We start from the raw sequence: 12,346 nt of genomic DNA, 5'->3' as shown, positions 1-12,346 counted from the left end.
GATCGTCTTCGCCCCACCGGCCGGGAAGGGCCTGGGAGCATCGGGGCGCGGCTTCGGCCGCGCCCCGATTTCATCCCCCCGATGTTCCCCGTGTCAGTGACCCAGCCGCCGGTAGCGGCGCACCGCCGCCGGGGCGGCCACCGCGATCAGCGCCAGCGGCCAGGCGACCGCCAGTTCCAGCGCGTGCCGGGCCGGCCACGAGTCGCCGCCCAGGCCCGGGTTGCCGAACAGGTCCCGGGCCGCCGCCACCGTCGCCGACAGCGGATTCCACGCGGCGATCGCGCCCAGCCAGTCCGGCATCAGCTCCGGCGCCACGAACACGTTCGACAGGGCGGTCAGCGGGAACGCCAGCGGGAACACCACCACCGCCACCGTGTCCGGGTTCGGCACCAGCAGCCCGAACAGGATGCCCACCCAGGTCATCGCGACGCGCAGCAGCAGGATCAGCGCCACCGCGGCCAGCGCCGGGCCGACGCCGTCGCGCCACTGCCAGCCCACCAGCAGCCCGCACACCACCAGCGTGGTCATCTCCAGACAGGCCCGTACCAGGTCGGCGCCGGCGCGGCCGGACAGCAGCGCCGAGCGGGCCATCGGCAGCGACCGGAACCGGTCCACCACGCCCCGGCCGGCGTCCGCCGCGATCGCCGAGGCGGTCGCGCCGAGGCCGTAGAGCATCGTCATCACGAACACCCCGGGCAGCAGGAACTCCCGGTAGTTGCCGCCGCCCGGCACGGCCATGCCGCTGCCGAACACGTAGCCGAACACCAGCACGAACATGATCGGCAGGCTGAAGTAGAGGATGATCTCCTCCGGGGCGCGGACCACGTGGCGCATGTTCCGTCCGGCCATCAGCCACCCGTCGGTCAGCGCCCTCACGACGCCACCCCCACCCGCTGCGCGTCGGCGCCGGTGAGGCGCAGGAACGCCTCGTCCAGCGTCGGCCGGCGCACCAGCACGTCCTCCACCGCCACCCCGGCGTCCTCCAGGGCCCGCAGCACGGTCATGAGCACGGCGATCCGGTCGGTCACCGGCGCGTCGACGCGGCGCAGCTCGGCGTCCACCGTCACCGCCGTGCCGGTGGCGCGTTCCACCACGGCGGCCGCGGCCGGCAGGTCCGCCGCGTCGCGGACCACCAGCTCCAGCCGGTCCGCGCCGATACGGGCCTTCAGCCGCTCCGGCGTGCCCTCGGCGACCACCCGGCCGGCGTCGATGACGCACACCCGGTCGGCGAGGTGGTCGGCCTCCTGCAGGTACTGGGTGGTCAACAGCACCGTGGTGCCGTCGGCGACCAGTTCCCGCACCGCCGACCACAGACCGTTGCGGCTGCGCGGGTCCAGGCCGGTGGTCGGCTCGTCGAGGAACAACACCCGCGGCGGCACCACCAGGCTGGCCGCCAAATCCAGGCGGCGGCGCATCCCACCGGAGTAGCCGCCCGCCGACCGGTCGGCCGCCTCGGTCAGGCCGAAGCGGTCCAGCAGTTCCTCGGCGCGGTCGCGGGCCCGCCGCGCGGACAGCCGGCGCAGCCGGCCGAACAGCACCAGGTTCTGCCGCCCGCTGAGCACCTCGTCGACCGCCGCGTACTGCCCGGTCAGGCTGATCGCCGCACGCACCCGGTCCGGGTCGGAGGCGACGTCGTGCCCGGCCACCCGGGCCCGGCCGGCGTCGAAGCGCAGTAGCGTGGTGAGGATCCGCACCGCGGTGGTCTTGCCGGCGCCGTTGGGGCCCAGCACCCCGTACACCGTGCCGGCCGGCACGGCCAGGTCGAAGCCGTCCAGGGCGGTGGTGCGGCCGTACCGTTTTCGTATCCCGTCGGCCAGCACGGCCGTCGTGTCGTCGCTCATGCCGGCAAGCGTCACCGGTGCCGCTGACCGGGCGCGCACCGCGCGCGCACCGGGCCGGTCAGCGCCCGTCGACCAGCGCCAGCGCCCGCTGCCGGGGCAGGTCCGCGCCCCCGGCGTACGCGGTGGCGAACGCCGCCTCACCCAGGTGTTCCCGCAGCTCGACGGCGGTGGGTGTGCCGGCCGGGGCGTCGGCCGCGCCGGTGCCTGCGAGCAGCGCCGCCGCCGCGCCCAGCAGGCGGGCCGCCGACTCGGGGTCGCCGTCGCGCAGCAGCGGCCCGGCCAGCCCGTCCGCGGCGGCGGCCACCACCGGCACGTCCCACACACCGACGCCGGCGGTGAGGACCTGCCGGTAGTGGGCGCGGGCCGTAGCCGGGTCGCCGGTGGCGTCGGCGAGCTGCCCGAGCGTCACCAGCGCCGCGAGCCGCACCACATCGGCGCCGAACCAGCCCGACGGGCACTCCGCGACCGCCCGCTCGCACAACGTCCGCGCCCGCTGCGGGTCGCCGTCACGGCGGGCGATCTCGCCGAGCCCCAGGTACGCGGCGGCGACCAGCTCCGGCGCGCCGGCCGGACCGGCGATGCGCCGCACCCGCCGGAAGTCCTCGGCCGCGCCGGTCAGGTCACCGGCGGCGAGCCGCCCGTCGGCGCGGGTCCGCAGCAGTTCCGCCAGGTCCAGGGTGGAGCCGAGCTGCTCGGCCAGCTCCAGCGCCTCGGCCATCGGTGCGGCCGCCGACGCGACGTCACCGGTGCGGTAGGCGGCCTCGGCGCGGGTGGACAGCGTCACGATCATGCCCCAGCGGTCGTCGAGCGCCCGGAAACCGGCCAGCGCGCCGTCGAGGTCGGCGTGGGCCTGGGCGTGACGGCCGTGCAGCAGACCGACCATCGCGGTGCCCAGGCGGCCCAGCGCCCGGCTCCACGGGTCGGTGCCGAGCAGCCGGTCCCGGACGGCCCGCTCGTGCAGCGCCGCCGCGTCCTGCGGCGACGGGGGGCCGCTGGCCATGCCGGACAGGTAGAGCAGGAACGGATGCCGGGGCGGCCGGGCCATGGTCCACAGGATCCGCGACGCGGCGTCGACCTCGCTGCGTTCGCCGCCACCGGCGAGCGTGGCGATCAGCAGGGCCAGCGCGTACTCCTCGGCCAGGCCGTCGGGCGGGCCGCCGAGCCGGTCGACAAGCCGCCGGGCCGGCGCCGCGCCCTCCCCACGCAGGCCCCGCAGCCACCAGTAGAACGCCAGCGCCGCGACCAGCCGCAGGCCGGTCGCGGTGTCCGCGTGGCGCAGCGCCGCGTGCAGGTCGTCGCGGGCGGCGTCGAGGCGGCGCAGCCACCGCTCCTGGCCGCCGCCGCGCAGGCCCGCGTCGCCGGCCTGCGCCAGACCCAGGAAGTACGCGGCGTGCGCGTCGCGCACCCGCCCGGTCTCGCCGTGCTCGGCCAGCCGGGCGGCGGTGAACTCGCGGATCGTCTCCAGCATCCGGTAGCGCCCGCCGGCCGCCTCCACCAGCGACTTGTCGACCAGGCCGGTGAGGGTGTCCAGGACGTCGGCGGCGTCCGGGCCGCACACCGCCTGCACGGCGGCCAGGTCGGCGGCGCCGGCGAACACGCTCATCCGGGCGGCCAGCAGCCGCTCCGGGGCGTCGAGCAGGTCCCAGCTCCACCCCACCACCGCCTCCAGCGTGCGGTGGCGGGGCGCGGCGGCGCGGTCGCCGCGGCGCAGCAGCCGGAACCGGTCGTCCAGCCGGGCCGCGACCTGCGTCACCGGCAGGGCCCGCAGCCGCGCCGCGGCCAGCTCCAGGGCCAGCGGCAGCCCGTCGAGGGTACGGCAGATCCGCAGCACCGCCGGGGTGGTGTCGGCGTCGAGGGTGAACCCGGGCGCCACGTCGGCGGCCCGGTCGGCGAACAGCCGCACCGCCGGGTACGCGGCCGCCGTCTCCGGTGCGCTCGGCGCGTCCGGGACGGCCAGGCCACCGACCGGGCACAGTGCCTCACCGGTGAGGCCCAGCGGCTCCCGGCTGGTGGCCAGCACCCGCAGCCCGGGAGCGGCGGCGAGCAGCCGGGCGGCCAGCCGGGCCGCGTCGTCGATCACGTGCTCGCAGTTGTCCAGCACCAGCAGCAGACGCCGGCCGGCCAGCGCCGCCACCAGCCGGTCGGTGAGGTCCCGGGGCCCGCCCGGGGCGCGCAGCCCGGCGTCGCGCAGGTCCAGCGCGGTCAGCACCGCCGGCGCCACAGGCGAGCCGGGCGCGACAGCGGCCAGCTCCACCAGGCACACCGGCCCGTCGTGCCGGGACGCCGCGGTGGTGGCCAGCCGGGTCTTCCCGGCGCCGCCGGGGCCGTGCAACGTCACCAGCCGCGCCGAGGCCAGCAGCTCCTCGACGCGCCGCAACTCCCGTTCCCGGCCGACGAAGCTGGTCAGCGGGGCGGGCAGCCGCGCCGGCGGCGCGGGGTCGTCGCGCAGCAGCGTGGCGTGCAACGCGACCAGCTCCGCCGACGGGTCGGCGCCCAGCTCCTCGGCCAGCACGCGGCGCGCGTCGGCGTACGCGGCGAGGGCCTCGGCGCGGCTGCCCGCGCCGTGCAGGGCGCGCATCAGTAAACCGTGCAGCCGCTCCCGCAGCGGATGCGCCGCCACCAGGGTCCGCAGCTCGGCGATCAGCGGCGCCCCGGGCGGCGCGAGCGCCAGGTCCGCCTCGACCCGGTCCTCGATCGCCGCCAGGCGCAGCTCGCGCAGCCGGGCCGCCTCGACGTCGGCGAACGGCGCCCCGGCGACATCCGCGAGGGGTTCACCGCGCCACAGGTCCAGCGCGTCGCGCAGCAGCGCCGCCGCGCCGCGCGGATCACCGTCGGCCAGCGCCGCCCGTCCCGCCCCGGCCAGCCGGGTGAACCGGTGCACATCCACCCGCTGCGGGTCGACGGCCAGCCGGTAACCGGCCGGACCGAACTCGATGCGCGCCCCGGGCAGCAGCCGCCGCAGCCGCGACACCTGCGACTGCAACGCGTTCGCGGCCTGCTCCGGCGGCCGGTCGCCGTAGACGCCGTCGATGAGCCGCCGCGGCGGCACCGTGCGGTCGGCGTCGAGCAGCAGCAGCACCAGCAGGGCACGCAGCCGCTCACCGGCGACCGGGAGCGCGCTGCCGTCGGCCGCGTACGCCTGGGTCGCGCCGAGCACACCGAACCGCATGGGCCCGATTGTCGCCTGTCGCCGGTACCGCCCACACTCCCCACCCGCCGGTCACAGGTGACGCCGGCGCCATTCGGACTGCTCCCGCTCGGCGGCGACCTGCTCGTCCAACGCGGTCCGGCGCACCTGACGACGCCACGGGTCACCCGCGCGCAGACCGAACAGCACCAGGAAGACGCTGACCGCCGCCAGGATCGCCAGAGCGGCCACCACCGGCAGCCGGCCCGCCCACGGCAGCCCCACCGCCAGCACGAGCACCACACAGGTGGCGACCGCCGGAATCCGTTGGGTCGCCCGCACCGCCAGCGCCAGCAGTCCCAACATGTAGATGACCACCCCGGCGAACAGCACCCGGCTGTCCAGCTCGGCGGCGTGTTCCCACCAGGGATCGCCGTGCGGGTGGGAGATGACGGTGAGGTAGCGCTTGAGCCCGAGGGCGAACAGGATGATCCCGGTGATCAGCGGCAGGTGCAGGTAGGCGTAGGCGTCGCGGGCGAGCGCCGCCCGTGCCCGGACGTCGCGGGTGCGATGCAGCCGCTGCTCCAGCGCGGGTGCCAGAGTGTCGAAGTACAGCCACCACAGGGACGCGATGATGGTGACGCCGAGCACCGACGCCACGATCACCGGCCACGTGGCCGGCAAGCCGGCGCTCAGCTTCGGTCCCAGCCCGAGCGAAATGATCGACTCGCCGAGCGCGATGAGCAGGATCAGCGCGTATCGCTCGGCCCAGTGGGCGGCGGACACGACTGTCAGCCCGGCGCTGGGGGCGAGGCCCCCGGAGGTGTACTCGACGGAGACCGCGGCCAGCCACAGCGCCAGCGGCAGCCACCTCCCCCAGGGCTGCTGGGGTGACTCGGGCAGTGCCTTGGTGGCGAGGATCAACGCCACGCTGGTCAGCGGTGGGAGACCGAGGCGCAGGGCGGTCCGTCCGCGGCGGCTGCTGCGGGCCAGGAACACCAGCACCTGGGCCGCCCGGATGATGAGGTAGCAGCAGGCGAACAAGACCAGACCGGGCGGACCGGACTGCTGCTGCGCCTGCTCCTCGGCGAACGCCGACGGTGTGCTCAGCGTCAGCACGAACAGCGCGGCCACCGTCACCGAGCCGACAAGCGGCATCACCCCCTGGTCGGTGCGGACGACGTTGCCCAGGGCGGCGAAGGACACCCAGCACCACCACAGCAGCAACAGCAACAGCAGTCCCGCCAGCAACGACCTGCCGCTCAGGGTTTCGGAGAGGACGTTCGTGACGTTCAGGAACGCGAACACGAACACCAGGTCGTAGAACAACTCCACCCGGGTGACGCGCGAGCCGGGCGCGGTCGGCAGGACACGACCCCGTCCCCGCTCAGCGTTCATGCTGCCGAGCATGGCAGCGGGCCCCGCCCGCCGAGGCGCAGTTGCCCGATCGGTGGCGCAGGGGCGCGGGCCGACGGCCGGTACGGGCGGGTAGCCTTCGGCCCGTGATCGTGGGGAGAAGCCGGTGACGACGCTGGAGCAGGAGCAGTCGCGCACCGTCGCCGACGGGGCGCGTCCCCTGCCGCTGACGCTGGCCGTGCCGGCCGCCGTACTGGCCGGGGTGGCGCTGCTGCTGGCGTTCCCGCCGTACGGGATGTGGCCCCTCGCCCCGGTCGGGGTGGCGTTGCTGGCGGCCGCCGCGCACCGGCGGCGGTTGCGGGCCGGCGCCGGGCTGGGTTTCCTCACCGGGGTGGCTCTGTTCGCGCCGCTGCTGGAGTGGACGAACCTGCACACCGGCTACCTGCCGTGGGCGCTGCTGTCGCTGCTGCAGGCCGCCTACCTGGCGCTGCTGGGCGCCGCCACCGCCTGGGTGTCGCCGCTGGCCGACCGGCACCGGGCGGCGTGGCCGCTGCTCACCGGCGCGCTGTGGGTGGGGCAGGAGGCGCTGCGCGACCGGACCCCGTTCGGCGGGTTCCCGTGGGGGCGGCTGGCGTTCAGCCAGGACACGTCACCGATGCTGCGGCTGGCCGCGCTCGGCGGCGCGCCGCTGGTCACGTTCGCGGTAGCGGTCGCCGGTGGGATCCTCGTCGCGGTGGCGTGGCGGGACTGGCGTCGCGCGCCCGGGCAGTGGCGGCCGGTGGCCGGGCTCACCGCCGCGCTGGTCGCGCTGCTCGCCGCCGGACCGGCCGTGCCCGCCGAGGTACGCGGCGCGGACGGCACCGTCACCGTCGCGATCGTGCAGGGCAACGTGCCGCGCCTCGGGCTGGACTTCAACGCGCAGCGGCAGGCGGTGCTGAACAACCACGTCGACGCCACGCTGGAGCTGGCCGAACGGGTCACCGAGGGTGGGCAGCCCCGCCCCGACCTGGTGGTGTGGCCGGAGAACTCCAGCGACATCGACCCGCTGCGCAACCCGGCCGCGGGGGAACGGATCGGGCAGGCCGCCGACGCGATCGGCGCGCCGATCCTGGTCGGCGCGGTGCTCGCCGGCCCGGAACCGGGGCAGGTGCGCAACGTGGGGCTGCTGTGGCGGCCCGGCACGGGCGTCGACCTGGACCAGACGTACGTCAAGCGGCATCCGGTGCCGTTCGCCGAGTACGTGCCGCTGCGATCCCTCGCCCGCATGGTCAGCTCGCAGGTCGACCGGGTCAGCTCCGACTTCGTCCCCGGTGACCGGCCCGGCGTGGTCGACGCCGGCGCGGCGGTCCTCGGCGACGTGATCTGCTTCGAGGTCGCCTACGACGGGATCGTCCGGGACACCGTGACCGGCGGCGCGCAGCTGCTGGTGGTGCAGACGAACAACGCCACGTTCGACGTGGCCGAGGCCCGCCAGCAGCTGGCCATGGTGCGGTTGCGGGCGGTGGAGCACGGCCGGGCCGCGTTGATGGCCTCCACGGTCGGGGTGTCCGGGTTCGTTACCCCCGACGGGCGGGTAGACGGTGCGACCGGGTTCAACACCGCCGCGGTGGTGGTGCGGCAGATGGAACTCGGCAACGGGCGTACCCCGGCGACGACGGCCGGGGTGTGGCCGGAGGTGGCGCTCACGGCGCTGGCGGTCGCGGCCCTGGCCGGCGCGGCCGTGCTGCGCCGCCGCCGGGAGGTCGCTCCCGGCTGAGCCGACGAGCGGGAGGCGGTGCGACGGTGGCGGTGACAGCCGACAGGCGGACGGCCGGCCACCCCGGGGTGGGGCGGGTCCTGGTGGTCATCCCCACCTACAACGAGGCCGACAACGTCGAGCGGATCGTCGCCCGGGTACGTGCGGCGGCGCCGGGGGTGGACGTGCTCGTCGCCGACGACAACAGCCCCGACGGCACCGGCGCGATCGCGAACCGGCTCTCCGGGGACGACCCGCGGGTGCACGTGCTGCACCGCGAAGGCAAGGAAGGGCTCGGCGCGGCCTACCTGGCCGGTTTCGCCTGGGCCCGCGCACGCGGCTACGACGCCGTGGTGGAGATGGACGCCGACGGCTCGCACGCGCCGGAGGACCTGCCGGCGCTGCTGGACGCCGCCCGCGACGCCGACGTGGTGATCGGCTCCCGGTGGACGCGCGGCGCGCGGGTGCTGAACTGGCCGTGGCAGCGGCTGCTGCTGTCGCGGGTCGGCAACCTGTACGCGCGGCTCGCGCTGGGCATGCCGGTCAGCGACGCCACCGGCGGCTACCGGGTGTACCGGCGCAGCGCGCTGGACGCCATCGACCTGGACTCGGTGCGCTCCCAGGGGTACGCCTTCCAGGTCGAGCTGTCCCGGCTGGCGCACCGAGCCGGGGTACGCATCGTGGAGGTGCCGATCACGTTCGCCGAGCGGGAACACGGCGACAGCAAGATGAGCCCGCTGATCGTGGCCGAGGCGCTGTGGCGGGTCACCCGGTGGGGAGTACGGGACCGTTTGGCGACCGCGTCCGCCCGCCCGGACGCGCTCGCCCGCTGGCCTTGAGCCGAGGCGTGTCATGCTTGAGGGGCGTGATGACCCCGGGCGGATGAGGTGAGATGCGCCGAGGACTGAAGTACGTACCACCGGCCCTGCTGCTGTTGGCGCTGCTGGAGCTGACCGTTTTCGTGCTGGTCGGCCGGGCTGTCGGGTTCGGCGTGGCGGTGCTGCTGGTGTTCGGCGCGTCCCTGCTGGGGCTGGTGCTGCTGCGCCGCGAGGGCATGCGGGCGTGGCGCGGATTCCGCGCGGCGGCGCAGGCCGGCCGTCCACCGGGCCCCGAGGTGACCGACGGGCTGGTCGGGCTGCTGGGTGCGCTGCTGCTGGCGATGCCGGGCCTGGTCAGCGGCGTGGTGGGCCTGCTGTTGCTGCTGCCGCCGATGCGCCGGCTGGCCGGTGGCGGGGTGCGCCGGGCCACCGAGCGGCGGGTGTCGTCGATGGTCGCCGGTGACCTGTTCGGGCCACGCCGGGTACGGGTGTACCGGGGCGCGCCGCAGCCGACCCAGCAGACCGCGCCGTCACCGTCGCCGGGTCCTGCGCCTTCGCCGTCGCCCCAGCCGGTCACCGACCCCGGCAAGGCCATCGAGGGCGAAATCGTAGACCGCTGACGCGCTGCGCTGCGCCCACGCGGTGCCACGCCACGGCCTTGATCGACTCCACTTCGCCGAGGTGGTGGCATCAGACCGCGCCCGACCCCGCCACCACCCCGAAGTGGCGACCGCGCCCCGCCCGGGCAACGGAAACGCCCCCGGGTGATCCCGGGGGCGTTTTCGGTAATGCGGGAGATGCTCAGGCGCGACCGCGACGGGTCCGGACCTCCTGGAGCCGCTCGGCGAGGATGTCCTCCAGCTCGGCGATCGAGCGCCGCTCCAGCAGCATGTCCCAGTGGGTACGCGGCGGCTTGGCCTTCTTCTGCTCCGGCTCGGTGCCGTCGACCAGGCGGGCGACGCTGCCGTCGAACTTGCACTCCCAGGTCGTCGGGACCTCGGCGTCGACGGCGAACGGCACCTCGAACTGGTGGCCCTTGGCGCAGAGGTACTCGCGGGTCTGGCGCGGCGCGAGCTCCGTGTTGCGGTCGGATTCGTAGCTGACCGCGCCCAGCCGGCTACCGCGCAGCATGCGCTCGCCCATGATCGACTTCCCCTCGTCCGTGGTGCTGGTCTTCAGGTGTAACGGCCGGTCACCGTTCGCCCATTCCCCACCCACGTCGGCAGGGCCGTACGCGGGTCGGAAGAACCAAGGGTAACCGGCCATGACAGCTGCCCGGCGGGGTCGTCCCCGGCCGGGCCGAATCGGTGGAGTGTTTCGCCTGTCAATGGGGATGTTACCCACCTGTTTGCGTGCCGGAGGTGACGATGAGCAGTGACGCGCCGGTCGGGGCCCGGCCACCCGCGGGCAAGACCTTCTTCGGTCATCCCCGTGCGCTGTCCACGCTCTTCCTCACCGAGATGTGGGAGCGGTTCAGCTTCTACGGCATGCGGGCGATCCTGGTGCTGTACCTGACCGCCGCGGTCGCCGACGGCGGACTCGACATCGGTGAGTCCAGCGCCAACGCCGTGTACGGCACCTACAACGCCATGGTCTACCTGATGGCCCTGCCGGGTGGCTGGGTGGCGGACCGGCTGATCGGCGCGCGACGCAGCGTGCTGTGGGGCGGCGTGGTGATCGCCGCCGGCCACTACGTGATGGCGATCCCGGCCGGGTGGAGCGTGTTCGCCGGCATGGCGCTGATCGTGCTCGGCACCGGCCTGCTCAAACCGAACATCTCCACCATGGTCGGTGACCTGTACGAGCGGGACTCGCCGCGCCGCGACGCCGGGTTCTCGATCTTCTACATGGGCATCAACCTGGGCGCGTTCATCGCGCCGCTGATCACCGGCTTCCTCGGCGAGAAGATCAACTGGCACCTGGGGTTCGGCGCGGCAGCGGTCGGCATGACCTTCGGCGTGCTCCAGTACGTGCTGGGCCGGCGCAACCTCGGCGACGCCGGTGCCCGCCCGGCGGACCCACTGCTCGGCGCGGACCGGCGACGCGCGCTGACCCGCATCGGCGTGGCCACAGGGATTCTGCTCGCGGTGCTGCTGGTGCTGCTGCTGGCCGGCTGGTTCACCGTCGACACCGTGGTCAACCTGCTCACCGTGGTGACGGTGCTGGTGACAGTCGGCTACTTCGCGCGGATCCTCACCGACCGGGAGATCAGCGGCACCGAACGCAGCCGGATGAAGGCGTACGTGTGGCTGTTCGTGTTCGCCGCCTCGTTCTGGCTCATCTACGACCAGGCCGGATCGGTGCTGAACATCTTCGCCGCCGACCAGACCGACCGCTCGGTGGGCGGGTTCACGTTCCCGGCGTCCTGGCTGCAGTCGGTGAACCCGATCCTGATCATCATCGGCGCGCCACTGGCCGCCGCGCTGTGGCTCAAGCTCGGGCACCGGGTGTCCACGCCCACGAAGTTCGCGGTCGGCCTGGTGCTCAACGGTCTGTCGTTCGTGCTGATGGCCGCCGCCGCGCGGGCCGCCGTCGGCGGCGACCTGGTCTCACCGCTGTGGCTGGTCGCGGTGTACGCGATCCAGGTGGCCGGCGAGCTGTCGCTGAGCCCGGTCGGCCTGTCCGCCACCACGAAACTGGCCCCGGTCAAGTACGCCAGTCAGATGCTGGGCCTGTGGTTCCTCGCCACCGCCGTCGGCGACGCGATCGGCGGCCAGGTGGCCCGGCTGGCCGGCGCCTGGTCGCAGCCGGTGTACTTCCTGACCTTCGGGCTGGCCTCGGTGGTGCTGGGCCTGGCCGCGGTGATGTTCACCCGTCAGATCCGGACCCTGATGGCCGGCATCCACTGACCTGGCTCACACCGACGGAGTGGGCGGCAGTGGCAGCGGCAGGCCGGGCAGCCCGTCGATGCTGGTGGCGACGTGGTCCTTGCCGGCGAAGTACGCGCTCAGCGACGTGTCGTCCTCCCGGGCGAACCGGCGTTCGTGCAGGTCGCGGTCGGCGTCGTAGGTCATGAACGGCACCGCGTAGCCGCAGGTGTCGCGGATCAGCTCGGCGTGCGCCACGATGATCGCCCGCAGGCCGTGCGGGCCGGGGTCGATGTCGGGGAAGTGCCGCAGCAGGCCGGGCCAGCGCGGGTCGTCGCGGAACACCGGCTCGCCGCGCCCGTGCACCCGCACGATGTTCGGCGGGCCGGCGAACGCGCACCACATCAGCGTGATCCGGCCGTTCTCCCGCAGGTGGGCGATGGTCTCGGCGTTGCTGCCGGCGAAGTCCAGATACGCCACCGTGTGCTCGTCGAGCACCGCGAAGCAGCCGCGCAGCCCTTTCGGGGACAGGTTGACGGTGCCGTCACCGGACAGCGGGGCGGTGGCGACGAAGAACATCGGCTGCGCCTCGATGAAGTCCCGCAGCCGGCCGTCGATGCGCTCGTATGTCTTTCCCATGCCCCGATCCTCGCCGCCGGCAC

General features: G+C 74.7%; 10 protein-coding genes. 4 read left to right on the top strand and 6 right to left on the bottom strand.

Annotated features, from left to right (window positions below):
* Window positions 1-93: 93 nt before the first annotated feature.
* From A4R25_RS06685 to A4R25_RS06670, 4 genes are read right to left on the bottom strand one after another with little or no spacing between them, the layout of a single operon-like run.
* On the bottom strand, window positions 94-876 hold the full coding sequence (locus A4R25_RS06685) for an ABC transporter permease (protein WP_064445999.1): 783 nt from the start codon (window positions 874-876) through the stop codon (window positions 94-96).
* Entirely contained in the window at window positions 873-1,841 is a 969-nt protein-coding gene (locus A4R25_RS06680) for an ATP-binding cassette domain-containing protein (protein WP_064445998.1), read from the bottom strand. Before A4R25_RS06680 ends, A4R25_RS06685 begins: the two co-directional genes overlap by 4 nt.
* Window positions 1,842-1,899: 58 nt before the next feature.
* A complete protein-coding gene (locus A4R25_RS06675) occupies window positions 1,900-5,010 on the bottom strand; it encodes a BTAD domain-containing putative transcriptional regulator (protein WP_064445997.1) in 3,111 nt (1,036 codons plus the stop codon).
* 51 nt (window positions 5,011-5,061) lie between these two features.
* The gene (locus A4R25_RS06670) at window positions 5,062-6,378 is read right to left on the bottom strand and encodes a low temperature requirement protein A (RefSeq protein ID WP_064445996.1); all 1,317 of its coding nucleotides are present in this window, start codon (window positions 6,376-6,378) and stop codon (window positions 5,062-5,064) included.
* A gap of 112 nt (window positions 6,379-6,490) precedes the next feature.
* On the opposite strand from A4R25_RS06670, the gene lnt reads away from it, so the two are divergent.
* The 3 genes from lnt to A4R25_RS06655 are packed head-to-tail and all read left to right on the top strand — an operon-like array spanning window position 6,491 to window position 9,497.
* Window positions 6,491-8,080 carry an apolipoprotein N-acyltransferase gene (lnt, locus tag A4R25_RS06665; protein ID WP_064445995.1) on the top strand — a complete coding sequence of 530 codons (1,590 nt, stop codon included), beginning with the start codon at window positions 6,491-6,493 and terminating at the stop codon, window positions 8,078-8,080.
* 26 nt (window positions 8,081-8,106) lie between these two features.
* Window positions 8,107-8,898, top strand: coding sequence for a polyprenol monophosphomannose synthase (locus A4R25_RS06660; RefSeq protein WP_064445994.1), 792 nt, complete (start codon window positions 8,107-8,109; stop codon window positions 8,896-8,898).
* Between the two features lie 53 nt (window positions 8,899-8,951).
* Complete coding sequence (locus A4R25_RS06655; protein ID WP_064445993.1) at window positions 8,952-9,497, top strand: FxsA family protein; 546 nt, start codon at window positions 8,952-8,954, stop codon at window positions 9,495-9,497.
* A 181-nt stretch (window positions 9,498-9,678) separates the two neighbouring features.
* Here the strand turns inward: A4R25_RS06655 and A4R25_RS06650 are convergent, their stop codons facing one another.
* Window positions 9,679-10,020 (bottom strand): RNA polymerase-binding protein RbpA, encoded by a 342-nt coding sequence (locus A4R25_RS06650; RefSeq protein ID WP_007070998.1) that lies wholly within the window; start codon window positions 10,018-10,020, stop codon window positions 9,679-9,681.
* Window positions 10,021-10,244: 224 nt separating this feature from the next.
* Here A4R25_RS06650 and A4R25_RS06645 point away from each other — a divergent pair, with 224 nt between their 5' ends.
* Complete coding sequence (locus A4R25_RS06645) at window positions 10,245-11,726, top strand: peptide MFS transporter (RefSeq protein ID WP_064446495.1); 1,482 nt, start codon at window positions 10,245-10,247, stop codon at window positions 11,724-11,726.
* Window positions 11,727-11,732: 6 nt separating this feature from the next.
* Here A4R25_RS06645 and A4R25_RS06640 read toward each other — a convergent pair whose 3' ends face one another.
* Window positions 11,733-12,323 carry a pyridoxamine 5'-phosphate oxidase family protein gene (locus tag A4R25_RS06640; protein ID WP_043324102.1) on the bottom strand — a complete coding sequence of 197 codons (591 nt, stop codon included), beginning with the start codon at window positions 12,321-12,323 and terminating at the stop codon, window positions 11,733-11,735.
* Window positions 12,324-12,346: the final 23 nt, after the last annotated feature.

This window comes from Micromonospora sp. NBRC 110037, assembly GCF_001652995.1.
GTDB lineage: Bacteria > Actinomycetota > Actinomycetes > Mycobacteriales > Micromonosporaceae > Micromonospora > Micromonospora chalcea.
This window is presented reverse-complemented; position numbering and strand designations above follow the sequence as displayed.

Bases quoted from the DNA above. Each gene is read 5' to 3' on its own strand.
- A4R25_RS06680 (WP_064445998.1), bottom strand. From the start codon at position 1,841: ATGAGCGACGACACGACGGCCGTGCTGGCCGACGGGATACGAAAACGG.
- A4R25_RS06675 (WP_064445997.1), bottom strand. From the start codon at position 5,010: ATGCGGTTCGGTGTGCTCGGCGCGACCCAGGCGTACGCGGCCGACGGC.
- A4R25_RS06670 (WP_064445996.1), bottom strand. From the start codon at position 6,378: ATGCTCGGCAGCATGAACGCTGAGCGGGGACGGGGTCGTGTCCTGCCG.
- A4R25_RS06655 (WP_064445993.1), top strand. From the start codon at position 8,952: ATGCGCCGAGGACTGAAGTACGTACCACCGGCCCTGCTGCTGTTGGCG.
- A4R25_RS06650 (WP_007070998.1), bottom strand. From the start codon at position 10,020: ATGGGCGAGCGCATGCTGCGCGGTAGCCGGCTGGGCGCGGTCAGCTAC.
- A4R25_RS06645 (WP_064446495.1), top strand. From the start codon at position 10,245: ATGAGCAGTGACGCGCCGGTCGGGGCCCGGCCACCCGCGGGCAAGACC.
- A4R25_RS06640 (WP_043324102.1), bottom strand. From the start codon at position 12,323: ATGGGAAAGACATACGAGCGCATCGACGGCCGGCTGCGGGACTTCATC.